Annotated in this window: 20 protein-coding genes and 1 riboswitch; of the genes, 10 read left to right on the top strand and 10 right to left on the bottom strand. The window is 55.9% G+C overall.

Going from position 1 to position 25,275, the window contains the following annotated elements; translation table 11 throughout:
* Window positions 1-45: 45 nt before the first annotated feature.
* Window positions 46-1,002: a glycosyl transferase family 90 gene (locus C8N30_RS02685; protein ID WP_025062953.1), complete on the bottom strand. Its 957-nt coding sequence runs from the start codon at window positions 1,000-1,002 to the stop codon at window positions 46-48.
* An 85-nt stretch (window positions 1,003-1,087) separates the two neighbouring features.
* On the bottom strand, window positions 1,088-1,831 hold the full coding sequence (locus C8N30_RS02690; protein ID WP_147419673.1) for a 3-deoxy-D-manno-octulosonic acid kinase: 744 nt from the start codon (window positions 1,829-1,831) through the stop codon (window positions 1,088-1,090).
* A 233-nt stretch (window positions 1,832-2,064) separates the two neighbouring features.
* Here C8N30_RS02690 and C8N30_RS02695 point away from each other — a divergent pair, with 233 nt between their 5' ends.
* From C8N30_RS02695 to C8N30_RS02715, 5 genes are all read left to right on the top strand, one after another.
* Window positions 2,065-3,318, top strand: a complete 1,254-nt coding sequence (locus C8N30_RS02695; protein WP_170151155.1) for a 3-deoxy-D-manno-octulosonic acid transferase — start codon at window positions 2,065-2,067, stop codon at window positions 3,316-3,318.
* Between the two features lie 83 nt (window positions 3,319-3,401).
* Window positions 3,402-4,250 (top strand): glycosyltransferase family 17 protein, encoded by an 849-nt coding sequence (locus C8N30_RS02700; RefSeq protein ID WP_025062956.1) that lies wholly within the window; start codon window positions 3,402-3,404, stop codon window positions 4,248-4,250.
* Window positions 4,251-4,645: 395 nt separating this feature from the next.
* Entirely contained in the window at window positions 4,646-6,265 is a 1,620-nt protein-coding gene (locus C8N30_RS02705) for a GMC family oxidoreductase (protein ID WP_025062957.1), read from the top strand.
* Window positions 6,266-6,291: 26 nt separating this feature from the next.
* On the top strand, window positions 6,292-8,013 hold the full coding sequence (locus tag C8N30_RS02710; RefSeq protein ID WP_025062958.1) for an aldehyde dehydrogenase family protein: 1,722 nt from the start codon (window positions 6,292-6,294) through the stop codon (window positions 8,011-8,013).
* A 78-nt stretch (window positions 8,014-8,091) separates the two neighbouring features.
* A complete protein-coding gene (locus C8N30_RS02715; RefSeq protein WP_025062959.1) occupies window positions 8,092-8,694 on the top strand; it encodes a TetR/AcrR family transcriptional regulator in 603 nt (200 codons plus the stop codon).
* Between the two features lie 432 nt (window positions 8,695-9,126).
* Here the strand turns inward: C8N30_RS02715 and C8N30_RS02720 are convergent, their stop codons facing one another.
* Window positions 9,127-10,995 (bottom strand): sigma 54-interacting transcriptional regulator, encoded by a 1,869-nt coding sequence (locus C8N30_RS02720; protein WP_025062960.1) that lies wholly within the window; start codon window positions 10,993-10,995, stop codon window positions 9,127-9,129.
* Window positions 10,996-11,187: 192 nt separating this feature from the next.
* Between C8N30_RS02720 and C8N30_RS02725 the strand changes: the two genes are divergently transcribed.
* From C8N30_RS02725 to cynS, 5 genes are read left to right on the top strand one after another with little or no spacing between them, the layout of a single operon-like run.
* Window positions 11,188-12,561, top strand: a complete 1,374-nt coding sequence (locus C8N30_RS02725) for a CmpA/NrtA family ABC transporter substrate-binding protein (protein WP_025062961.1) — start codon at window positions 11,188-11,190, stop codon at window positions 12,559-12,561.
* The gene (gene ntrB, locus C8N30_RS02730; RefSeq protein ID WP_025062962.1) at window positions 12,561-13,394 is read left to right on the top strand and encodes a nitrate ABC transporter permease; all 834 of its coding nucleotides are present in this window, start codon (window positions 12,561-12,563) and stop codon (window positions 13,392-13,394) included. The genes C8N30_RS02725 and ntrB overlap by 1 nt, the downstream gene beginning before the upstream one ends.
* A gap of 9 nt (window positions 13,395-13,403) precedes the next feature.
* Window positions 13,404-14,300, top strand: coding sequence for an ABC transporter ATP-binding protein (locus tag C8N30_RS02735; protein WP_025062963.1), 897 nt, complete (start codon window positions 13,404-13,406; stop codon window positions 14,298-14,300).
* Window positions 14,297-14,776: a nuclear transport factor 2 family protein gene (locus C8N30_RS02740; RefSeq protein WP_025062964.1), complete on the top strand. Its 480-nt coding sequence runs from the start codon at window positions 14,297-14,299 to the stop codon at window positions 14,774-14,776. Before C8N30_RS02735 ends, C8N30_RS02740 begins: the two co-directional genes overlap by 4 nt.
* Window positions 14,777-14,818: 42 nt before the next feature.
* The gene (gene cynS / locus C8N30_RS02745; protein ID WP_025062965.1) at window positions 14,819-15,271 is read left to right on the top strand and encodes a cyanase; all 453 of its coding nucleotides are present in this window, start codon (window positions 14,819-14,821) and stop codon (window positions 15,269-15,271) included.
* Between the two features lie 38 nt (window positions 15,272-15,309).
* Here the strand turns inward: cynS and C8N30_RS02750 are convergent, their stop codons facing one another.
* The 7 genes from C8N30_RS02750 to gcvT form a co-directional block, all read right to left on the bottom strand.
* Window positions 15,310-16,800 (bottom strand): glycosyltransferase, encoded by a 1,491-nt coding sequence (locus C8N30_RS02750; protein ID WP_084273604.1) that lies wholly within the window; start codon window positions 16,798-16,800, stop codon window positions 15,310-15,312.
* On the bottom strand, window positions 16,781-17,707 hold the full coding sequence (locus tag C8N30_RS02755; RefSeq protein ID WP_025062967.1) for a glycosyltransferase: 927 nt from the start codon (window positions 17,705-17,707) through the stop codon (window positions 16,781-16,783). The genes C8N30_RS02750 and C8N30_RS02755 overlap by 20 nt, the downstream gene beginning before the upstream one ends.
* Before the next feature lie 111 nt (window positions 17,708-17,818).
* Window positions 17,819-19,021 (bottom strand): M24 family metallopeptidase, encoded by a 1,203-nt coding sequence (locus tag C8N30_RS02760; RefSeq protein ID WP_025062968.1) that lies wholly within the window; start codon window positions 19,019-19,021, stop codon window positions 17,819-17,821.
* Window positions 19,022-19,241: 220 nt separating this feature from the next.
* Window positions 19,242-20,522 (bottom strand): D-amino acid dehydrogenase, encoded by a 1,281-nt coding sequence (locus tag C8N30_RS02765; RefSeq protein WP_338054580.1) that lies wholly within the window; start codon window positions 20,520-20,522, stop codon window positions 19,242-19,244.
* A 43-nt stretch (window positions 20,523-20,565) separates the two neighbouring features.
* Complete coding sequence (gene gcvP, locus C8N30_RS02770; RefSeq protein ID WP_025062970.1) at window positions 20,566-23,409, bottom strand: aminomethyl-transferring glycine dehydrogenase; 2,844 nt, start codon at window positions 23,407-23,409, stop codon at window positions 20,566-20,568.
* 17 nt (window positions 23,410-23,426) lie between these two features.
* Entirely contained in the window at window positions 23,427-23,786 is a 360-nt protein-coding gene (gcvH, locus tag C8N30_RS02775; protein ID WP_025062971.1) for a glycine cleavage system protein GcvH, read from the bottom strand.
* 17 nt (window positions 23,787-23,803) lie between these two features.
* A complete protein-coding gene (gcvT, locus tag C8N30_RS02780) occupies window positions 23,804-24,925 on the bottom strand; it encodes a glycine cleavage system aminomethyltransferase GcvT (RefSeq protein WP_025062972.1) in 1,122 nt (373 codons plus the stop codon).
* Between the two features lie 164 nt (window positions 24,926-25,089).
* Window positions 25,090-25,176: riboswitch (glycine riboswitch) on the bottom strand.
* Window positions 25,177-25,275: the final 99 nt, after the last annotated feature.

Raw genomic sequence — 25,275 nt, forward strand, 5'->3', positions numbered from 1 at the left:
AAGACTATGCTATGCTCAAACAGCCTCAATCGCCAAACGTCAGATCTATAGGTCTGATGACAACTGCCCTGACAGCCGGAAATATTTCTCGAGCACGCGGGTGGAAATGATGCTTTCCTTCATAGGATCAGTGAACAGTCCGATCCAAGCATGGGCATTGCGGATAATCTCTTCGGCCTCTTGGGTGTGGGTTGCATAGTATTCAACCTTCTCCTCGAGGTCGCTCAGATCATCTTTGAGCAAAACAAAGTGCCTGTCAGGCTCGAGCCGCCCCTCCATGAACCACGATTCGTACCGCGGTAACGGCGACATCACGAGCATATTTGAAGCCATGGCCCATTTTAGGTTTGTGGCAACGTCATTCCCCTCAATCGACACAAAGAATTTATGTTCCATTTGCGCACGATGGGTCAGATGATCTTTGGCAGGAAGGCCATCGACCAAGTGACGCGAATGGCCAATCTCAAAGGTTGGGTGGTTGTAAAACATCTTTACAAACTCTTGGCGCTGGTGCGTCAGTGGCGTGCCGCGCCATACTGCCGAGGGCTTTTTATCTTTGAATGGCAGTGGGTCGGCTTCCCACCTGAAATGCCGCAGCTTATCGAGATTGAGTATGACCGAGTTTGCATGATCGGCGTAAATTGGGCGGGATTTCACGACCGTCGGTGCAGCGGGAACATGTATGACATCGCCAAACAGGTATTCGAGCCTCAGGCGGGGCGAAAATCCTTTGCAATGCTCGTCCAAATCCAGGAAATAACGGCTCTTATCTTTGCACATGTCGCATAGATGGGGGGCGCTGGATGCATCAAACGGCTTTGTCAGCTTATTATAATAAGCCACCCGTTCATCGATTTCAGACAGATCAGGGTGGTCATCAGCAGCCGCAAGCAACGTGTCACGATGCCTTTTGGCGATGGCGTATGGCACGAATTGGCGAAACAATCCCTGAGCGTAGTATGAAAGGCGGCCCGAGAGCTTTGAGGTATCATGCGTAATCATAAAGCGCTGAGCGGACCCGTATTACAGTACTCTTTTATAGCATGCACATAGCATGCGCACAGCGCAAGATGAACGTTTCTTGCCCTCAGCCCTGTTCATCTCTGATATGGATTGCTGTATCATCTGCATAACCCGCCAGAAGATTTTCCCAATCCTGTCGGCACCAATGCACATTTGGCGACTGCGCTGCCGTCTTGACAAGCGAGCGATGCAGCCGGTCCAGATTGGCGCGCGCCCATCGACCGGGCTTGCGCTTTTCGCATTTGTCAAAGTCGATGAACCAGATACGGTCGCGGGTATCGAGCATGATATTGCGGCAGTTGAGGTCGGAATGAAAAACGCAATGATCATGCAACTGACGCACATGCGCGCCGATTTGACGCCACAGGTTTGTAGATAGCCCGCGATCAAACAGAACTTCTTGGAGGGGCCGTGCATCGGGGATCCGCTGGGTTATGATATCAGCGCGATAAAAAGGGCCAAAGGGGATGAATTGCGCGGCCACAGGCAACGGCACCGGCAGGCCCTCGGCGTGCATCTCGCTCAACAGATCAAATTCGCGCAAAGCGCGGCTTTTAGCGGCGGGCACACGCAAATACAGGTCGCGGTTCACCCGCCCGACAAGCCCCCCGCGGTGAAAGTGGCGCAGCACCATGTCATGATCCGCAACACGGAAAAAATGCGCCTGACTTCGGCCACTCGTACTTCCGAGCCAAAGCTTATTGCGACGCAGCCAGTCGACCTGAAAAATGCGGGGGTCCACGGTGGTCAACACGCTCGCGTCGAAGCGAATGATTGTGCCGTTCAGGCAAAGGTCCGAAGGCGTCATGGCAAGTGCTCCGGCTGTACACGACAGATCAATATGTGCACTGTCATATTCATACTCAAACAGAACCACAACTACGGCAAAATCACAATCTGCTGGCCACACGGCGGCGAAAGTGTATTTCTGTCAAACGGACCGGCAGCAAACAGGATCGGACTGCCACACGCGCAAAAGGGACGCTGTAACACCATATGGTATCAAAGCGACTTCCACCCTTAATCTCTGTCTGGATGTTGGTGACACGGGTTTTTGCACTCCCCATAGCCGCCGTAGCATCGATCTTACACCGGCGTATGGGCGCAGATCCCAAGCGTTTTTCCGAGCGCCTCGGAAGGGGCGCGTTGCAAAGCCATGCTCCTGTTATATGGTTTCACGCCGCCAGTCTGGGCGAGGTTATGCAGATTGCACCCTTGGCGCAGGATCTAGCCCAAACCGAAAACTCCGCTATACTGGTGACAACGACCACCGCCACAGGTGCCGCCTGGGTTGCGCGGGAAATGCCCGATGCCATACACCGCTTCGCGCCCATCGACACCCCTTCGGCTGTTGCCTGTTTCCTGAATGGATGGTCGATATCAGCAGCTATTTTTGTTGAAGGCGATCTGTGGCCACGGCTGCTTTCAGAGCTTGGTCGTCGCGGTATCCCTCGCATACTCCTCAATGCGCGCCATTCCAAAACGCGTGCCCGTCTTCCGGCTGTTTTTTCGACGCTTCTCATGCCGTTTGCGCTCGTGACATGCCGCTCCGAAAGGGTTGCGGAGGATATCCGTGCGCTCGGCCTCCCTGCCGAAAACATCTATGTTCTTCCGGATTTACGGCTAACAGTTGAAAAGCTCAAAGTCCCGCAAGACCACCTAAAGGAGCTTTCGCAAGCTCTGGGGGACCGTCCTATGTGGCTGGCCGCCTCGACCCACCCCGCGGATGAGGACGCTATTTTGACAGCCCATCAGGAGGTTATAAAAACCTTTCCGGATGCCTTACTTATCCTCGCACCGCGTCACCCTGACCGTGGACCGCCACTGCAAAAGCTTGCAAAGACAAAAACACTCGTATCAGCCCGGCGCAGCAAAGGCGAAACGCTGTCGGATGCCACGCAACTCTATATCGCCGATACACTTGGAGAGCTTGGTATATTTTTTTCCCTCTCTCCCATTGTCTTCCTTGGAGGATCGTTCGGAGACGAGGGTGGCCATAACCCGTATGAACCTGCTCATTTTGGAGCAGCGCTGGTGCATGGCCCTCACGTTAAAAACTTTGCCGATGCTTATGATGCGCTTCATGTGGCAGGCGCAGCAGTTCAGGTGGACGCGCCAGAGCAGCTTGGCCCTGTCCTTGCGGATCTGATGAAAGGGGGTGAGGCACATGGAATGGCGCAGGCGGGACTGACTTTTATTGCAGATACGCAAAAATCGAGCGCCACTTATGCAGAACTGATTACCGGCGTGATAAGACGCTGCAATTCAACGGACGGGGCATACGATCACCGCTAATTACTTAAATTGCCGTATAATTTACTCCTATCTCGGTGTTTAAGACAGCTACCCGCCAAAAGATTACAGGATGAACGGACGATATGCGAATTTTTGACTGCTTTCCTCTTTTCAACGAAATTGACCTTCTTGAGCTCCGCCTCAACGAGCTTTGGAATGTCGTTGATGTATTCGTGATCGTCGAGGCCAGACAAACCTTCAGCGGCAACCCTAAACCCATGTGCCTGCTCGACAATAAGGAGCGGCTCGCAAAATATATGGATAAAATCCGCTACGTTGTGGTTGAAGAGTTCCCGAAAGGTCTGGATGACTGGGGTAAGGAAACTCACCAGCGCAACGCGATCCGCAAAGAGCTTCATGACCTTTCGCCAGATGACATTGTGATACTGTCAGACGTGGACGAGATTCCGCGGGCAGACGTAGTGAAACGCATTGCAGATAACGGCATACAGCCCAAAGAGATATTCTGTCTGTCTCTTGATTGGTTTTCTTATTACCTGAACGTCAAACTTCCCGAAAAATGGGATCGCCAGTCCACACGCATGATCCGCGCAGCCGATCTTCACGATGTTCAATCCTTGCGCCGTGTAAAAGGCCCGACCAAGGGGCTCGGCCGCAATCTGGTACGTCAAATAAAGTCTAGCAGAAGCATGGGATATTGGGTTCGGCGCGTTTTGGTCCCTGATGCGGGATGGCATTTCACGTGGTTGGGCGGTGCCGAGGCCGTGGCCCTGAAAGGCAGTTCGATCGCTGTGCATTCCAGTCTGCCGCAGGGCGAAAAAAGCACACAATGGGCAGATGCGCGAATGAAAGCACTTTTGGGGGATGCATCGGGTTATACAGTGATGAAAATAGATGAAAGCTTTCCGTCTTTCGTACGTGAAAATCCGGATATTTTCGACAAAAACATATTGCGCAAAACACCTGCATAGAACCTGAAGCACTGATTTCGAGAATAAGATCGCCCAAAAATACGATAGTCTGTTCTGACAGTACTGCCGTTGAGGCAAACTCGAGGATCCAAAGGCCGGCGTTCCGGCGTGTGGAGTGCGACATTACAGCGGATTAGCGTAGAATAGAAATTTCCATCTGGCGATGAATGGCTAATCGCAGACCCTGCAATCGGCAGCAGCCTATTTCCGATGTCTACCCCCTCCGCGCAGTGAAACACGATTGGGCCGCGCGCTCTTGGCCACTGTCACAGACCGGTCGACGCGCCCGCTCAGTCGTTGAAACAAAGCACCCTCCCGAAGAGGGAGTATATTTTCTGGACAGTTGTACAAATTTTCTGCTTAGCTGGTTGAAACTGGATCTTGGGAGGGATGCATTGGAGGAATTCGACTTTGTAATTGTCGGCGGCGGCTCTGCGGGATCAACACTCGCGTCACGGCTGAGCGAGAACCCCGATTTCCGTGTCTGTCTGATTGAAGCTGGCGGCAAAGGCACCAACATTTTGTTGCGCGCCCCCGCAGGGGCAGTCACCGTCATCCCCGGTCATGGTAAAATGTTCAACTGGGCGTTCAACACATTACCACAAGCAGGCCTGAAAGGGCGCCGCGGCTACCAGCCGAGAGGCCGCGCCCTTGGTGGATCTTCCGCAATCAATGCAATGCTCTATGTCCGTGGGCACAAATCGGATTACGACGATTGGGCGAACGAAGGATGTGATGGCTGGTCGTGGGAAGATTGCCTGCCATTTTTCAAGAAATCCGAAAACAACGAGTTGGGCAGTGACGGCATCCATGGCAGTGCGGGTCCGCTACAGGTTGCCAACCAGAAACAGCCGCGCCCAATTACCCATGCCTTTATTGAGGCGGCAAGCAAACTTCAGCACCGTCAGCGCAGCGACTTTAACGGCGGCGACAATGAGGGCGTTGGCCTCTATCAGGTCACGCAATTCCACAAAGGTGACAAAAACGGCGAGCGATGCTCTGCCGCGGCGGCATATCTACATCCTGTGATGGACCGCACCAACCTGACCGTCCTCACAAAAGCCCGCGCTACAAAAATCCTGTTCGAAGGCAAACGCGCCGTGGGAGTGACCTACCGGCAAGGAAGGTCGAACCGGCAGGTGCGTGCCACGCGTGAGGTTATTCTGTCGGGCGGGGCCTTCCAGTCTCCCCAGTTGCTACAGCTGTCAGGTGTGGGCCGCGCAGAAGACATCACACCCCACGGCATCGACATGGTGCACGCCCTTGGCGGTGTAGGACAGAACCTTCAGGACCATCTCGACTTCACCCTCGCTTATAAAACCGCAGACACCGACAACTTCGGCATCGGGCTTGCGGGCACCGCGCGACTGCTTGCCGCGATGGTAAAATGGTGGCGCAAGGGCACTGGCTTGATTGCCACCCCCTTTGCCGAAGGTGCAGCGTTTCTCAAGACAAGCCCAGCGCTTGACCGTCCGGATGTGCAACTGCATTTTGTCATCGCGATCGTAGACGACCATGCGCGCCGCCTGCATCTTGGCTACGGGTACAGCTGTCACGTCTGCGCGCTGCGCCCCTACAGCCGCGGCACTGTGGCATTGCAAAGTGCTGATCCGCTTGCCGATCCAGCCATCGACCCCCGATATCTTTCGGATCCCCGTGACCTCGAGACCCTGATCGCAGGTGCAAAGATGACCCGCGACATCATGAAGGCCGACCCTTTGGCAAAATATGAAAAGTGCGAATTGTTCGGTGTCGTGGACAACATGACTGACGGCGAATGGGAGGCCCACATCAGAGCGCGGGCAGATACGATCTATCACCCAGTCGGCACCTGCAAGATGGGCACCGACGATATGGCTGTGGTGGACCCACAGCTCAAGGTTCACGGAATGCAAGGCCTGCGTGTCGTAGATGCCTCGGTCATGCCGACGCTTATCGGCGGCAACACCAACGCCCCTACGATCATGATCGCAGAGAAATGCGCGGATATGATCAAAGCTGAATACGCGATATAACTTTAACAATTACAGGAGTTTACGATATGGACGGAACAATGAATGCCCCCCACCTTGAAGAATATGACGCGGCATTACACGCGCTGGACAAGGCCAAGGACAGCTGGGCGCGCACATCTGTCGCCAACCGCATCGCACTGCTGCAACAGGTAAAAGAAAACCTGATGGGTGTCGCAGAAGAGTGGGTCGCCATCGCCACCCGCAAAAAGCAAATTCCCGAAGGTTCCCCCCTCTCGGGTGAAGAATGGACCTCTGGCCCTTATGCGGTGATGTCGGCCTGCAACGGCTTGATGCACACCCTGAGCCAGATGGAGGGAAAATCGTTTCTTAAACATCTGCCGACCCGAACATTGACCACCGGCCAGACCGCGGTGAAGGTCATGCCCCATTCGATCTGGGATCACTTGTTGTTGTCAGGGGTAAAAGCCGAAGTATGGATGCAGCACGGCATCACACCGGCAAATTTGCCCCAACATACTGCTGTGGCATATGACATCCCGCCAAGCGACCGGCAGGGCAAAGTCGCCCTGATCCTCGGCGCAGGGAACATTGCCTCCATCGCCCCGCTTGATGTATTTCAAAAACTGTTTTTGGAAAATCAGGTCGTGATCCTCAAGATGAACCCAGTGAACGATTACCTGACCGAGTTCCTGACCATTGCCTTAAAGCCGCTGATAGACGTCGATGCCCTGCGCATTGTCAAAGGCGACGGCGCGGCGGGCGCATACCTCACCAATCATGACATTATCGACGAACTTCACATCACAGGGGCGGGCGCTACGCATGATGCCATCGTGTGGGGCACCGGACCCGAGGGCGCAGCGAACCGCGCCGCAAACACACCAAAGAACACCAAGCATTTCACCTCGGAGCTGGGTGCCGTCTGCCCAACGATTGTAGTACCCGGCCCGTGGTCTGCCGCAGATCTGCAATTTCAGGCAGAACATATCGCAACGCAGAAGCTGCACAATTCCGGTTTCAACTGTGTTGCCTGTCAGGTCCTCATCATGCCACGCGGCTGGGACAAAGCGGCGGTATTGCTAAAAAACATCGAGAAGGTCGCGCTTAAATCCACCCGTGGCGCTTATTACCCCGGTGCGAACGATCGGATGGACAGTTTTGCCGAAAAGGCCAAAAATCCGAAATTAGTCAAGCGGACCGCATCCCCCGCGCTGCTGATTAATGATGTGGATGACGCAGACTGGTTCCGCTCCAACGAAGTCTTTGCACCTGCGATGTCGACACATGAAATGGATGCGCCCGATGCGGCGACCTATCTAGTCAACGCTGTCCGGTACGCAAACGAACAGCTTTACGGCACACTTGGGGCGAACATACTTATCCATCCCAAGACAATCAGGGAAATCGGTAAAAAGCGGTTTGAGGAGATCATCGCCGAGCTGCACTATGGCACAATCGCTGTCAACGCATGGACAGGTTTGGCCTTTTTGGCAACATCCTGCCCTTGGGGCGCCTTCCCCGGTCACACACCGCAGGATGTTCAATCCGGGATCGGGACGGTGCATAACACATTCATGCTTGAAAATACGCAGCGCGTCGTAATCGAGGCGCCTTGGGCTCCCTTCCCCCGTAATGTAGTGTCAGGTCAGTTGACCTTGCTGCCGCGCCCGCCTTGGTTTGTATCCAATAAAAAGCAGGACAAAATCGGGCGTTTACTGACATCCTTCCAGTATAAGCCAAGCTGGTTCAAAATTCCTCGTATTTTCCTTAACGCCCTGCTCGGGTGACATCAAATCGGGCCGTATGAAGAATTTGCATCCGGCCCGACCTTATCCTGACATATCATACTCGAGATCCTGACAGATATGCCTACCGCTCCAGATTCCAGCGCAGTGCGAAAATCGGCAAAGCGCGACAGTAAAAAGCGCCAGATCGCAGACAGTGCGATCACGGCGCTACGCACCCTTGGCTATGCCAATACCAGCCTGCGCGACATCGCTGAATATAGCGGTATGTCGTTGGGAATTCTGCATTACTATTTTGAGGATCGCTCGGATCTAATTATCTATTGTGTGCGCCTGTACAAACAGGAGTTTGTTACCGGTATCCTTGAGACGTTGAGCGGCGCAGTGGGGCGCGCAGAAGTCATCAACATCTTGTCCGGTGCTCTTGCGCGCTCTATTGCCAAAGACTCAGACACGCACCGACTCTGGTACGATATCCGTAATCAGGCACTCTTTGATCCAGTTTTCAGGCCTGTAACGGCAGAAATCGAAGCGATGCTGGTCAGGATCGTGGCATCCGCATTCGCCAAATCAGGCCATGCCGTACCACCGATGATCGACCTTCAACTCGCCCTCCTTGATGGAGTGTTCCGTCACCTGATGCAAAAGCAACTCACGGAACAAAGCCGGACCGCAGCCGCGCTCAAGATCACGTTTGCTTCGGTGCTTGAACAAATTCTGTGACACCACAGCCCAGTGCGTCCTCTTTTATTTTGTTGGCGACGACAGCAGTTGCCTGACGATAGCCGCATTACGCTGCCTTTGGCTAAAACCGCGATAACGAAGGCATGCTACGCATTATTCTATCTGGCTCGTACTGCCCTAACCACAGTCCAATCACACAATAAAGGCTGGCCCGTCACTGCACAATCAGGGCTGCGTCACCGTCAGTCGGTAGCTCTGCCCCGTGCAGATCGTAGTCCATCTGTCAGCCCCGCGACATTATCTGCCTTCGACGGAATTCGCCTAATCTGGCCTACGCATGTTCTTAAGTCTGACAGCAATCAATAGCGGCAGCACAAGCAGTGCCGCGATGCCTGCAAACATCTTCTACGCCGATAAGCCGCACCTGGAGCTCGCGTGTACGCAGTGGACCAGATGGCACTGCACTTTAGGCTAACGCCTGCTTTCGCTTGCGGAGAGATTCCAATCGTCTTCGGACACGGACAGCGCCTTGATCTTCGAATACACCGTAGTCGGTGCCAGCTCCAGCAATCGCGCAGCGCCTTGCGGGCCGGATACCTTTCCTTGTGACCGGACAAGGCACCGGATCAGATTTTCGCGCTCGATGCGCCGGATATCCGCGCTGGATAAAATCCGGTCACTGGCATGAACAGTCGCTCCATGACCGGTCTGAAATTCGAACTGTAGCTTGCCTCCCTGCGCCAAAATGGCCGCACGCTCGATCACGTTCTCAAGTTCGCGCACATTTCCGGGCCAGTCATAGGCCAGTAGCGTTTCAATGTTAGCCTTTGAAAGCCGCGCTGCTGGCAATCTTAGCCGGCGCGACACACGGTCAAGAAAATGCTTGGCCAGCAGCGGGATGTCATCGGGTCGGTCGCGCAATGCGTCACACTGGATCGAGAATACGTTTAGCTCGAAAAAGAGGTCCTGCCGGAACCTGCCTGCCTGCACTTCCGCCGCAAGGTTACGGGTCGTGGTCGAAATGATCGTCATGTCCACCCGGATGTCGGTTGTATCGCCCAGACGGCAAAACATTCCTTCTTTGATCACTGTCATCAGCTTTGCCTGAAACGACTTGGGCAAAGCAGACACTTCATCCAGACACAGTGTGCCATTGTTGGCTAACGCCAGCTTGCCCACGGTGTCACGTACCGCCCCCCGGAACGCACCGCGTCTGTAGCCGAAGACCTCCGCCTCAAGTGCCTGCGCGGTGATGTCAGAGCAATTCACATGGACCAGTGGCCGCTTTCGACCACTGCTGGCCTCGTGCAACGCGCTAACGGCCAAACTTTTACCCGTGCCCGCAGCGCCCGTTATCAACACGTTTGTCTTAGTATCTGCCACCAGATCAATCTGCACATTAAGGTTCCGAACGGCCGCCGATTGACCCACAATGCCCGCATGTGAACGTACGTTACGAATTTCGGTGAGCAGGTAGTCGTTCTCCTGCTCGAGTTGCACGCGCAGCGTTTCCACTTCGGCAAGCGCATGACGCAGCTTCTTCTCACTCTCCTTACGCTCAGTCACGTCACGGAAAATCACTACCGCTCCCGCCAGCACACCGTGATCGTAAATCGGGGTCGAAACGTATTCGACCAAAATCGGCTTGCCGTCCTTGCGCCAGAACGCGTCATCTTCGACGCGCACAGTTTTGTCACGGCGGAATGAATCATAGATCGGGCATTCATGGGCGGGGAATTGCGCCCCGTCCAGATGATGGTGATGGATGATCGAATGAAGCTCGCGCCCGATCAGATCCTCCGCATTCCAGCCCAACATTTCCTGCGCGGCACGGTTTACAAATGTGGCCTTGCCCTCTGCATTAATGCCATAGATCCCCTCCCCCGCGGCCTCGAGAATGAGCTCGTTCTGGGCCTCCACCTCGCGGAAGAACCCATAGATGTTTTGCCACTGCATCAAACCGGCCCGGTGGTGCGCTTCCTGCTCGGCGAGATACTCCCGCCGGTTCTGGGCATTGAGATCCAGAAAACTGAGAACTATTTCTGATCCGCCGGAATGGATACCATAGACTTGCACCCGGAGCGAAGTGCCATCGGCGCGGACAAAATCCAATGCTGTCTCGATATAGCGGCCAAAGTACATGACCGCCTCCAGATATACAGCCATCGCACCAGAGGAAGACGTCAGAAACCTGCTCATTGAAGCTTCTTCGAGACTGCACCCGAACAATTGTGCTGCGGCGGGATTATATGTCAGGACCGCACCGTTGCGCGCATCCAAGACAAGAGCGGGCAGCGGATTGTGCAAAAGCACGTGAGGCAAAACAGAATCTTTTTCCATGCCTTAATGTGGCCCTATCGAAGCGCGCCAAGACAATTACGATATTTCGTATTTCACGAAATATCGTACAAAGTGCCATTTATTTAATCATTTTTATCAATGGATTGTATTTTTTGGACGTATGAAAAACCCGTCTCGTACAGAGGTGGACGCCGTGCCATCATAATTCCAAATCAGGTCATGGGGGATAATATGACAGTTAAGAGCCTTGGAAATCCGTTCTCGAAAGACACCGATCTGCGCCACGGGCAAAGCTGCTCGTGTGACACATGCCAGAGTACTCCAGCCACGGGCACGCGGCATATGTCCAGCGACGATATGCTGGAACAGGCCGTAGAGAGCGCCATCGTACGCTCCGTTTTTGGCCACAGCGACATCGGTCGCCGGTCGTTTATGGGGATGGTCGGCGGCAGCACGGCCGCAGCGGCACTTGCCTCCGTCTTTCCGTTGAGCGAGGCAAAGGCGGCGATCCTTGATAATCTCGGCACGCCAGAAAAGACCGATCTCAACATCGGCTTCGTCCCGATCACCTGCGCCACGCCGATCATCATGGCAGAGCCGTTGGGCTTTTATGCCCGCTACGGTCTGAACGCAAAAGTCATCAAAACCGCCGGTTGGGCGGTGGCGCGCGACAAATCCCTATCGGGTGAATATGATGCCAGCCATATGCTGACGCCTATGCCGCTGGCGATGACACTCGGCGCAGGCTCGATTGCAGAGCCGTACATCATGCCTGCTGTCGAAAATATCAACGGTCAGGCCATTGTTCTGGCCAACCAGCATATGGACAAGCGCGATCCGAAACAGTGGAAGGGCTTCACCTTCGGCGTGCCGTTCGAGTACTCCATGCACAACTTTTTGCTGCGCTATTACGTGGCAGAGTTCGGCCTCGACCCCGATGTCGATATCCAGATTCGCGTAGTTCCGCCGCCGGAAATGGTTGCAAACCTGCGCGCAGGAAACCTCGACGGCTACCTGTCGCCCGATCCGTTCAACCAGCGTGCCGTGTTCGAGGGCATCGGCTTTATCCACATGCTGACCAAGGAAATCTGGGAGGGCCACCCCTGCTGTGCCTTCGCCGCGCCCCTCTCCTTTGCCACTGAGCTACCGAATACTTATGGCGCGCTCCTCAAGTCGATCATCGACGCCACGCAATATGCATCCAATCCCGACAATCGTAGCGAAATTTCGACCGCAATTGCACCTACCAACTACCTGAACCAGCCCGTCACTGTGATCGAGCAGGTTCTGACCGGTACCTACGCCGACGGTCTGGGCGAGGTAAAGCGCGTGCCCGACCGCATCGATTTCGACCCCTTCCCGTGGCAGTCAATGGGCGTCTGGATCCTCACCCAGATGAAGCGGTGGGGCTACATCGAAGGCGATGTGAACTATAAGCAGGTGGCCGAGCAAGTCTATCTGGCAGCCGATGCACGCAAGATCATGACCGATCTGGGATATGATGCGCCTGCGGATAATTACAAATCCCACATGATCATGGGCAAGTCTTTCGATCCGGCCCAGCCCGAAGCCTACGTCAACAGCTTTGCGATCAAGGCGAAATGATGGGAACCCTGTCAGAGAACAAAAAAGCGGCGCTCTTGTCGGTGCTTCTGTTGCTGGTCGGTCTTTTTGTGTGGGAAATCTCTATTCCCGCCCAAAAAGCAGCCGAAGCACTGACCGAATACGAGCGTTTGACAGGGGTGGGCGCGCCAAAAGCCGGCGTCCCCCCGCCCAGTCAAGTGATTGTAAAAGCTTGGGAGCAACTGTCGAACCCGTTCTATGACGCAGGCCCGAATGACAAGGGCATCGGCATACAGATCGGATATTCCATATACCGCGTGCTGGTAGGCTATTTCTTTGCCGCACTCATCGCGATCCCGCTGGGTTTTTTGATCGGCATGTCCCGGGTGGCCTACAAGGCGCTCAATCCGTTTATTCAGGTATTGCGTCCGATCTCGCCGCTGGCCTGGATGCCCCTTGCACTGTTCATAATTCAAGACAGCGAGGCGTCAGCCATTTTCGTCATCTTCATATGTTCGATCTGGCCCATGCTCATCAACACAGCCTTCGGCGTGGCAGGTGTTCGCGAGGACTGGGTGAATGTTGCACGGACACATGAACTGGGCCCGCTCAGAACGGCCTTTACCGTAATCCTGCCCGCCGCCGCCCCCACAATTGTGACGGGTATGCGTATTTCCATCGGTATTGCTTGGCTGGTGATCGTTGCCGCCGAAATGCTCGTGGGCGGGACCGGCATCGGGTATTACGTCTGGAACGAGTGGAACAACCTCGATCTGACCTCCGTCATCTTTTCAATCCTCATGATCGGTGTAGTCGGCATGTTGTTGGACGCAGCCCTTGGCCTGCTCCAGCGCCGCGTCGCATACGTAGAATAAGGTATTCCAATGGCATCCTCCTTCCTGAGCATCGAACAGCTCACTCAGCGCTATCCCGACGGCAAGGGCGGCGAGTTCACGGTCTTCGAAAACGCTAGCTTCGGCATCGAAAAAGGTGAATTCGTCTGCATCCTTGGACATTCGGGCTGCGGAAAATCCACTATAATGAACATTCTTGCCGGATTGGCAGAGCCTACCGCAGGCGTAATCAAAATGGATGGTCAGGCAATCTCCGGCCCCAGCCTCGATCGCGGTGTGGTGTTCCAGAACTACTCCCTGCTTCCGTGGCTCACCACGCTCAAGAATGTGACCTTCGGGGTGGCAGCACGCTTTCCCAAATGGACAAAGCAGCAGGTGACCGACCATTCCATTGCATTTCTGGAAAAAGTAGGTCTGAGCGGGGATGCAATCCACCGCAAACCCAGTCAGCTATCGGGAGGCATGCGCCAACGGGTATCGATTGCCCGCGCCTTCGCAAACGAGCCCAAGCTCTTACTCCTCGACGAGCCGTTCGGCGCTCTTGATGCACTCACTCGTGGCACCATTCAGGACGAGCTGATAAAAGTCTGGAGCGGGACGGACCAGACGGTATTCATGATCACCCATGATATCGACGAGGCGATCCTGCTCGCCGACCGCATCCTGTTGATGACAAACGGTCCTATGGCACGCGTCGCCGAAAGCGTGGAAATCACAATTCCCAGACCGCGCAACCGTACCCAGATCGTTCAGCATCCGAACTATTACGCGATCCGCAACCATCTGGTCCAGTTTTTGGGCGAGCGATCGGTCAAACTTGCTGCGCAGCCGGCTGACGGGATGATTCATCGGCCCGAAACCGTGCGCATCGATAAGACAGAAGAACGCGCAGCCGACAAAGCTCCCCTGCGCGCGATCACGTCATGACAACAGAGCTACCGCGCCCACCCTTGCCGCCCTTCACACGGCAGGACGCGGTGCAAAAAGTCAGAATGGCCGAGAACGCATGGAACAGCAGGGACGTCGCCGCAGTTTCGCGGGCCTATACCTCCGATACGCGATGGCGCAACCGCGCCGAGTTTTTGGACGGACGTGCGCAGGTCGAGGCATTTTTGATCCGCAAATGGGCCGCCGAGGCCGATTACCGCCTGATCAAGGAGCTCTGGGCACATAGTGACACCGCCATAGCTGTGCGCTTTTGCTATGAGTACAGCGATGCACAGGGCAAGTGGTTTCGCGCCCACGGTAACGAGAACTGGCTGTTTGACGAAAATGGCTACATGGCCCGGCGCCATGCCTCGATCAACGATGTACATATAACCGAAGCTGAGCGGTTATTTCACTGGCCTGCCCCCGGACCCCGCCCAGAGGACCACAAGGGCCTGAGCGCTTTAGGCCTTTAATCTTTCCAAACACCCTTAATTATTAACAAAGGACCACGACCCATGAGCACCATGATGACAAAAGAAGATGTCACCGCAATGATCCTGTCTGCAAAGAAAACGGCAGGCCTCACATGGGAGGAAATCGCCGCGAAAATTGACATGTCCCCGGTATGGACCCATTCGGCCGCCATGGGCATGAATGCTTTCCCCCCGCAAAAGGCCGCATTGATGGTCAAGGTAATGGGCCTTCCCCAAGAGGCCGAAAGTCTGCTGTCTGAAAGCCCCACAAAAATCTGGGAGCAGGCCGTGCCGACCGATCCATGCATCTACCGCTTTTACGAGATCGTGGGCGTCTATGGCCCGACACTCAAAGCCCTAATTCAGGAGAAATTCGGCGATGGTATCATGTCAGCCATCGACTTCGAGATGAGTGTGGCAAGGGTGGAAAACCCCAAGGGCGACCGCGTCAAGATCGAGATGTCTGGTAAATATCTGGGATATAATAGTTGGTAAGAATGTAGCTGAACGACGAAGCATGATACTGGCGGCCCCTAATCCGCAAGGGGCGTGGCCGCCAGTGTTGTGACAAAGTTGCGGTAGTTATTCAGATAGGCCTCGCGGGTGTAGCGTTCCAACCCACCCGACGTTTCGCGCTGGAACCGCTCGGGGGTCGATAGCACCCGGCGCATCGCTTCGGCGATAGCCGCGATATCACCGCGCGGCACCAATATACCGTTCCGTCCGCTCTCAATCATCTCGCGCGGGCCATAGTTCACATCATACGAAATTACCGGACATCCGTTCGATAGCGCCTCGAGGATCGAAAGCCCAAACCCTTCGGTTGTTGTCGGATAGACAGAGGCCAATGCCCCCTGAAAAACAGGCAACGGCGCATTCGTATAGCCCGCCAACATCACGCGGCCCCCACAGCCAAGCCTTGCGATCTGGGCCTCTAGCTGCGCCGCGCCCGCCCCGGATCCGTAGATAAGGTAATCAACCTGCGGAAATTCAGTCATGATCCTGCAAAATGCCTCGATACATTCGTCGATCGGCTTTCCCACAAGATCAAGCCGCGAAACCGTCACAAAATGCCTGCGCAGTTGCGCGGGCGCAGACACCCGTTCGCAATAATGCGGGATCACATGCACTGATGCGGCAGGCGTCACGTCGGCCTCAATCTGCGCCTTATGCACACCAGTGGATGTGATGATGGCCTCTCCTTTGAAATTCTCGATTAGAAATTTCGAGCGGGGGACGATTTTCCCGTTCGGTCCTCGGTGATCTGCATGCAAAAACAGCGCACGCCGCGCTTTGGTCACAGGCGACAGATATGCCGATGTTACCCCGTCGAAAAATACGACTGCGTCGCCCCAGCCGATCATCTCGAAGATGTTTTGCTGAAATATCCGCTCCATCCGGCAGATTGTTCCGGTTACCAGATTTCTGCCGATCACAAATTTTCCTTCGTGGGTTTTGGCCCAGCGGACCGCCCGGCCGCTTACATAATCAGTCGTCTCGATTATACCGCCGCCCTTGTGCACCTTCAGCTGGTGCACCAATCCGTCGATGAGGGTAAAGCGTTGCTCACCCGCGCTGTTTGGCACTGTGCGCTTCGTGATGGTGCCTAACGTCGTGTGTTTCGTACGGTCAAGCATCACGAGAACGCCGTCCTGCAGATAGGTGGTTTTGCTCCTGCTGACTTGCGTTTCATCAAAATGCGGAAAATCTTCGAACGGCGCGATCCCTGCTGCGAGTGCCGCAGCATGACATGCCTCGGGAACAGTAAGATTACGCACGCCTGACGCAATGATCCCTCCGTCCTGAAGCTGGGAAAATTTAAGTTTCTGGTTCGGATTATGGTCAAGGTTGAGGATTACAGGATCAAATTCTGCCATTTCCGCAAGCGCGTTCATCCGCCTGTAGATGGCCCGCACCTTGCCACCTCCGCCGAGCCCGATCCGTTCGAAGATGCTGTAGACCTTCGTCACGCGAAGGCTCGCACAATTGGTGCGCCTTGATCCCTCATATCTTGGCGGCGGCATGCGCCACCGCCGCTGAAGAGTGCTGCGAAAGCTCCGCAGCACGCTCTATCTTGCGCACCAGTGCGGCGTAGTGCGGCTCACCCCCTTCGGCCAGAAAGGCAAACCATTTAGACAGGATCACTTCGGCACGCGCCGCATCTACCGGCACGTGACTGTTGCGGATATGCGCCATCGCCATGCTAATCGGCTCGGAATCGTGGCCGTCAATCTTTATCGAGATGTATCCCATTCCCGAATTATCCACGACGGCAGGAAATCGTTTATGCAGTGCATTGTGCCCAAAGGAAAATATCGTCCGCTCGTCGTGCACGCGGATTGCCGTGCCCATGCTGTTGAACGGCAGATGCGCCTGATAGACGAACATCGCATCGTCAGCTGCATATTTTGTGATAACCAGGCCGTTGGACCGCGAATATCCGACAGGTATTATATCGCCCAATCGCATCATATAGCGGCGCAACTCGTTGACATAATCATGTGACAGACAATCATCGTCATCAATGCGAAAATTGACCAAAGGCCGCCCTGCCGCATCGTTCAGCTCTGATAGTCTGGGCCAGATCGCGGCGTGCACGCTGGTCTCGGACGACACTACCAGTTCGAGGTTTGGATGATCGCCACAAAGGGTGCGCAGCCGTGACAGATAAGGCGCGGGCATGATGTCAGACGTCAGCACCAGACAGACATAATTCTTGTCCGATTGCGCCCTAAGCGATGGCAGCAAAAAATTCTCGAATAGATAGAAACGAAGCGCCATGCGTCCTGACGCATAAAGCGTTTCAGCATTCAGGGCACGCATCGCGTCAATCTCGTCGGGGGTGGTGGCCCCCCGTGAGCTGCGCCAATCGCCTTTACCACAAAAGGAGAACCTGCAAATACCGATTGCGGGTTCAAGTAACGGTATCATAGTCCAACACGCCCTGCCCAATTCCCACACTGCACTGCCCCTGAACCCTAGGCCTGCCGCCCGCACAAGTACAGTGGCTCCACGCGGGCAAAGGCCTGCGCGGAATGCGTTTCACCCGACGATATTGAATTCGGGCCCATAGGGATAGCCGGTGATATTCTCGTTACCTTCGGCATTGATAATTAAAATATCATGCTCGCGGTAGCCACCCGCGCCGGCACTCCCCGCGCCTATCGTGAGCATCGGTTCCATCGAGATGACCATGCCTGTTTCCAGCACGGTGTCCACATCCTCACGCAGCTCCAGCCCTGCCTCGCGACCGTAATAATGCGATAGCACCCCGAATGAGTGGCCGTATCCAAAGGTACGGTATTTCAGCAGGTCCCGCTCGGCAAAAAAATCGTTGATCTTTTGGGTGATCTCCGAGCATTTTGAACCAGGCAGCAGCAAACTCATTCCGTATTCATGCGCCGCGACATTGGCCTCCCAGATGCGTAGACTCGCAGCGTCCGCCTCGCCCACAAACATCGTCCGCTCCAAAGCGGTGTAATAACCCGAGATCATCGGGAAGGTGTTGAGGCTCAGGATATCGCCCCGCTCCAACTTGCGACTGGTCACGGGGTTATGGGCGCCGTCGGTGTTGATCCCCGACTGGAACCAGACCCAAGTATCGCGGTATTCAGCATCGGGGAACTGTCGCGCAATCTCAAGCTCCATCGCGTCGCGGCCCGCCATGGCGACATCAATCTCACGGGTGCCAACCCGCACGGCGTCGCGGATGGCATACCCCCCCACATCTGCCACTTTCGCACCCGCACGGATGAGGTCCAGCTCAGCAGCAGACTTGTGCATGCGTTGACGCATTGTAGCAGGCGCTACATCGATACAAGTCTTCGGAGTAAGGAATTCGTCCAGCAACACCTTTTGCGTAATGCTCAGATGGTCCCCCTCGAACCCGATCATTTTGTCCGTTCCGGTCACACTGCGGATCGCACGCCAGTAGTTATTCCGCTGCCAGTCAGTATAGGTTATATTGTCCCCATGACCCCGCCGCCACGGCTGTGCTGCGTCAATCCCCGCACTGAGCGTTACGCTGTCGGTAGGCGTCACGACCAAGGCATAGGGCCGCCCGAATGCGCAGTACAAAAAGCCTGCGTAATAGGCGACATTGTGCATCGAGGTGAACACACACGCTTCGACACCCGCCGATGCCATGTCGGCACGCAATTGCCTCAGGCGAGCGTCGTACTCCGCCCCCTCAAACGGCAAGGTTTGGTCACCTTGGTGAAAACGATAATACTGTGGACGGTCCATCATAAGTTCCTTCAAAAGCGCAAGCCAAAGCTGCGCGTGAAGGAGGGCCTTAATCCTTCCCCACCGCAAAGTCGGCAAAGCAAGATCCCGGCGTTCAGGAGAGGGTAAAGGTCATGCACAAGATGCTGGCGACGCCATCGCCGACCTGTGCATTATCTTTGCCCTGACGGACGGCCCTGTGGCAAGTGATTTTAGCGCGTGCGCCGCAAATTGCTGGCTCTTAGCGCCCGTAGCGTGCAGCCGTGAGGCCGTCCATGGAAATCTCGGGTGTGTTTCCCATCACCACATCCGCGACAGCGCGACCTGACCCACAGGCCATGGTCCAACCCAGCGTGCCGTGCCCTGTGTTAAGGAACAGGTTGCTATATTTGCTAGCGCCCAGCACCGGCGTCCCGTCCGGTGTCATAGGCCGCAATCCTGTCCAGCCCTCGGCGCGTGAAATATCACCGCCCTTTGGGAACAGATCGCCGATTACATGCTTGACGGTGTCTGTGGCATGGGGTCCCAGACGGCTGGAATATCCCGCGATCTCGGCCTGCCCCGCCACGCGTATCCGGTCCCCCAACCGGGTGATCGCCACCTTGTGTGTCTCATCCATAATTGTGGATTGAGGCGCAAAGGCATCATCGTTCACGGGCAGCGTCACCGAGTAGCCCTTGACCGGATACACCGGTAACCTGATCCCGATCGGATTGAGAACACTGACCGCATAGCTGCCCATCGCACAGACATAGGCATCGCCCGTAATGCGGCCCGCAATTTCCGTATCGACACCCGCAACCTTGCCGTTTTCGATGGCAATTGCCTTGATCGACTGGCCATATTGGAATTCGACACCCATCTGGATGCACTTTTCTGTCAGCGCGATGGTGAACATCCTGCAATCGCCAGTGCGGTCCGCCGTTAGACGCAAACCGCCGACAAATTTGTCGCGCACATGGCCCAGCGCCGGTTCCACCGCGACACAGGCATCGCGGTCCAGCACCTCGTAGGGAGAACCGTATTCCGCGAGAACCTCCTGATCCGCCTTCGATGCTTTCATCTGCTTGGCCGTCCGGAACAGTTGCAGCGTCCCCTGCTGGCGTCCGTCATATTCTATGCCTGTATCGGCAATTAGATCCGGCATCACGTCCCGCGAATAACTCGACACCCGCACCATGCGCCCCTTGTTGCGGGCATAGCTTTCCTCATTGCAGTTGCCGACCATCTGCGCACACCATTTCCACATGGTCGGACTCATCAGTGGCCAGATGAACAGCGGACGGCGCTTCATGAACATCCATTTTATTGCCTTGAGCGGTATGCCGGGTGCCGCCCAAGGCGAAGTCATCCCATAGCTGAGCTGCCCCGCATTGGCATAGCTGGTCTCAAGACCCGGCCCCGTCTGGCGGTCGATCACGACCACCTCGACCCCCTGTTTGGCAAGATAGTAAGCTGTAGTAACGCCAATGACGCCCGCCCCCATCACAACAACTTTCATCGGCCTATCCTTTTGGGGCAGCTTTGCGCTGCATCTGGTCTAGAAACGTCGCACGCTTAGACCCCTATTCCGCAGCTTCCAGATACTCGTCCATCGGCGGGCAGGTACAGCTGAGGTTTCTATCCCCCCAGACATTATCCACACGATTAACCGGCGGCCAGTATTTATCTACGCGGAAGGCCCCTCTGGGGAAACAGCCCTGCTCGCGGGTATAGGGGCGGTCCCAATCCTTGACCAAATCCTCCATCGTGTGCGGCGCATTCTTGAGCGGGTTGTTCGTCCCGTCGATGCGCCCCTCCTCGATGTCTGCAATCTCGCCGCGAATCGCTATCATCGCATCGCAAAACCGGTCCAGCTCGGCCTTGGTTTCGGATTCCGTGGGCTCGATCATCAACGTGCCTGCCACCGGCCAACTCATGGTGGGGGCGTGAAATCCGGCGTCCATCAGGCGTTTCGCAATATCGTCTACCGTGACATGCGCGCTCTCGGCGAAGGGGCGCGTATCGATGATGCACTCATGGGCGATGCGGCCCGTAGGTCCCTTGTACAGAACCTCGAACGATCCCTCCAAACGTCTGGCGATATAGTTGGCGTTCAAAATTGCCACACGCGTCGCCTGCGTCAGCCCCTCGCCGCCCATCATAAGGCAATAGGCCCATGAGATCGGCAACAGCGAAGGCGACCCGAAGGGCGCGGCAGATACCGCCCCCTCGCCACTGGTGGGATCACCGGGCAGGTGCGTGATCAGATGCTCTTTCACGCCAATCGGGCCCATGCCGGGGCCACCACCGCCATGCGGGATGCAAAACGTCTTGTGCAGGTTCAGGTGGCTTACATCACCGCCCAGATCACCGGGCCGCGACAGACCGACCATGGCGTTCATGTTCGCACCGTCGATATAGACCTGTCCGCCATTGGCGTGCACGGTGTCGCACACGTCAATTACCGTCTCCTCGAACACACCGTGCGTCGAGGGGTAAGTGATCATACAGGCCGCAAGGTTATCCTTATGCTCCGCGACTTTGGCGTTAAAATCGTCCAGATCAATATCGCCATTAGCGGCAGATTGGATCGGAACAACTTTCCATCCCACCATCTGCGCGGAGGCGGGATTGGTGCCATGCGCACTCATCGGAATGAGGCAAATATTGCGATGCCCCTGCCCATTCGCACGGTGATAGGCAGCAATCGTCAAAAGCCCCGCATACTCCCCCTGCGCGCCAGAGTTCGGCTGCATGGAGATCGCGTCATAGCCCGTTACATCACACAGCTTGGCCGATAGATCATCGATCATCTCGTAATACCCTGCCGCCTGATCCTTCGGGATATAAGGATGCAGCAACGCAAACTCGTCCCAACTCACAGGCATCATTTCCGCAGCCGAGTTCAACTTCATCGTGCAAGACCCCAGAGGGATCATCGCACGGTCCAGCGCCAGATCACGGTCAGCAAGGCGGCGCATGTAGCGCATCATTTCCGTCTCGGCGCGGTTCATGTGGAACACCGGATGGGTCAGGAAGTCGGAAGTACGGATAAGCTTTTCGGGCATTTGGTAATGCGGGGTATAATCCTTGTCTTCCCGCTCAATCCCGAAAGCCCGCCAGACCGCCTCGATCGTCGACGAACGTGTACGCTCGTCTAATGTGATCCCAACTTGGGTCGTGCCGACTTTTCGCAGGTTGATCCCCTCGTCCACTGCTGACTTCATCACCGCACTTTGCAGCGGCCCGACATCCACAGTGATCGTGTCAAAGAACGCCGCGGGACGCACGTCAAATCCTGCGGATTTGAGCCCCTCGGCTAGACGCGCCGTCTTGCGGTGTATGCGCTGCGCAATCGCTTTCAGTCCTTCGGGGCCATGAAACACAGCGTAGAAACCAGCCATCACCGCAAGCAACGCCTGTGCAGTACACACGTTTGAGTTCGCCTTTTCGCGGCGGATGTGCTGCTCACGGGTTTGCAGGGACAAACGATAGGCGCGGTTGCCGTGGCTATCGATCGACACCCCCACAATCCTTCCGGGCATAGAGCGGGCGTAGGATGCCTTTGTCGCCATATAGGCCGCATGCGGGCCGCCGTACCCGACCGGCACGCCAAAGCGCTGGGTCGAGCCCACTGCAATATCCGCACCCATCGCACCGGGCTCCTTGAGCAGGGTCAGCGATAGCGGGTCCGCCGCAATAATCCCGATCGCTTTTTCTTCATGCAGCGCTGCAATCTGCGGTGTAAAATCGCGCAGATGCCCGTAAGTACCCGGGAACTGGAAGATCGCTCCGAATACCTCGGCCGCATCCATATCGTCAGGATTGCCTACAATCACTTCGATTCCCAACGGCGCCGCCCGCGTCTTCATCACATTGATGTTTTGCGGATGACAGTTCTCGTCGATGAAAAACCCCATGACTTTGGTCTTGGCGACCCGCTTGGCCATAGTCATGGCTTCCGCGCAGGCAGTGGCCTCGTCCAACAGCGAAGCATTGGCAATCTCCAAACCGGTCAGGTCCGCCACCATCGTCTGGAAATTCAACAATGCTTCAAGCCGCCCTTGCGAAATCTCGGGCTGGTAGGGTGTATAGGCTGTATACCACGCGGGGTTCTCGAAAATATTACGCTGGATCGCGGGAGGCGTGACCGTCCCGTGATAGCCCTGACCGATGAGCGAGGTCAAAACCTTGTTCTTCCCCGCCACAACCTTCATGTGCCGCAGCAATTCCTGCTCCGACAATGGCTTGCCGAAGTCGAGCGGCTCGGCCTGCCGAATTTTGGCGGGCAGGGTATCATCGATCAGCGCATGAAGGTCCTTTGCGCCCACAACCTTGAGCATTTCCGCCATTTCGGACACGGACGGCCCGATATGGCGGCGGTTGGCGAAGTCATAGGGGAGGTAGTTTGTGGGCGTAAAGGTCATGATGCTTTCCTCGAAGGTCAGGCGATAAGGGCGTTATAAGCGGCTTCGTCCATATAGGCGTCCATCTGGGCCGGATCGGACGGCCTGATTTTCATAAACCACCCCTCACCCAAAGCATCCTCGTTTGCCAAAGACGGGGCATCACCGAGGGCCTCGTTGATCTCCACGATCTCGCCGTCGATAGGCGCAAGGATGTCGGACGCAGCCTTCACACTTTCGATCACCACAACTTCCTCGTCCTTGGTTACAACCCTGCCCACTTCGGGCAGTTCAACAAAGACGATATCGCCCAACTGCGTTGTGGCATGGGTCGTGATCCCCACCACAATCAGATCGCCCTCGGCGCGCAGCCATTCATGCTCTTCAGTAAATTTCATCAGTCGTCTCCGGTTGGTTATCGTTTGAAATTTGCAGGGACAAATGGCAGTGCCGAGACAGTAAGGGGCAGACGTTTGCCCCGTAACGCGCCAAACACCACAGTCCCCTCTTTGGTAAATTCAGCAACGAGCATACCCATCGCAACAGGACCGCCCACAGTGGGGCCAAATCCGCCCGAGGTAATCCGGCCAACAGGCGTTTCGCTGTCCTCATCGGCAAAGAGTTCGACTCCTTCGCGCATGGGCGCGCGGCCCTCAGGCAGCAGGCCTACGCGCTTTGTCGCCGGTGCTCCGGCCATCTCGCGCAGCACAACATCAGCGCCGGGAAACCCGCCTGCCCGCGCGCCGCCCGCGCGCCGCACCTTTTGGATCGCCCAGCCCAATGCCGCCTGCGACGGTGTGGTCGACGCGTCCATGTCGTGCCCGTAAAGGCACAAGCCCCCCTCAAGCCGCAAGCTGTCCCTTGCGCCCAAACCGACAGGCGCAACATCCTCGTGGGCCAAAAGTAGCTCGGCCAGAGCAACAGCCTGCTCCTGTGGTACTGAAATCTCGTATCCGTCCTCACCGGTATAGCCAGAGCGCGACACCCAACATTCGGCCCCCGCAAGCGACAGCGTTGCAACATCCATGAACCGCATTTCGGCCGCACGTGGATCAAGGGCCGCCAGAACGGCCTGAGCCGAGGGCCCCTGCAACGCCAGCAGCGCACGGTCGGTAACCTCGGTCACCGTCACGCGCCCAAGATTTGCGACCATATGCGCGATATCCGACGCCTTGCAGGCCGCATTCACCACAACAAAGATATGATCACCCCGATTAGCCAACATAAGATCATCCATGATCCCGCCAGCCTCGTTGGTAAAAAATCCGTAACGTTGGCGGTTTGGCTTCAAATCCAGAATATCAACAGGCACCAGCGCCTCAAGGGCCAGTGCTGTCGCGGCATAATCTGGGCCGCTCAGGATCACCTGTCCCATATGGCTTACATCAAACAGCCCTGCTTTTTCGCGGGTGTGGCTGTGCTCCTTCATCACACCGGAAGGATATTGTACCGGCATGGCATAGCCCGCAAACGGCACCATCTTGGCCCCCAGTGCAATATGTAGATCATGCAACGGTGTATGCAGCAGATCGGACATCAACAGCTCCCTCATCTTCAAAAGCCGCGCAGATTTTGTAAATCAAACGGCACCACGGGTACGCAGACGGCAGTGCGCCTTGCGTGTGATGCCCCCTCTGTCCTTGCACCTGAGAATGCTATCCCTTCGGTGTGCGCCAAACTGCGCCGCTCTCCAGAGTCTTCGTAACCGTGTCGGTCCATTTGCCTGAGAGTTTCCGGGGCGGTTGCTCCTTCGGCACCAGCTGTGCTGGTTCTCCCGACGACGATGTTAGCGGGAAGATGCAGCAACTGCGCAGCCGCCGCAAGATATTTTACGCAGCGGTGCGAAAACATGTTCGATGACACAGACCGCAAAAACAGCGTTCACAC

The organism is Sulfitobacter guttiformis (genome assembly GCF_003610455.1).
Lineage (GTDB): Bacteria > Pseudomonadota > Alphaproteobacteria > Rhodobacterales > Rhodobacteraceae > Sulfitobacter > Sulfitobacter guttiformis.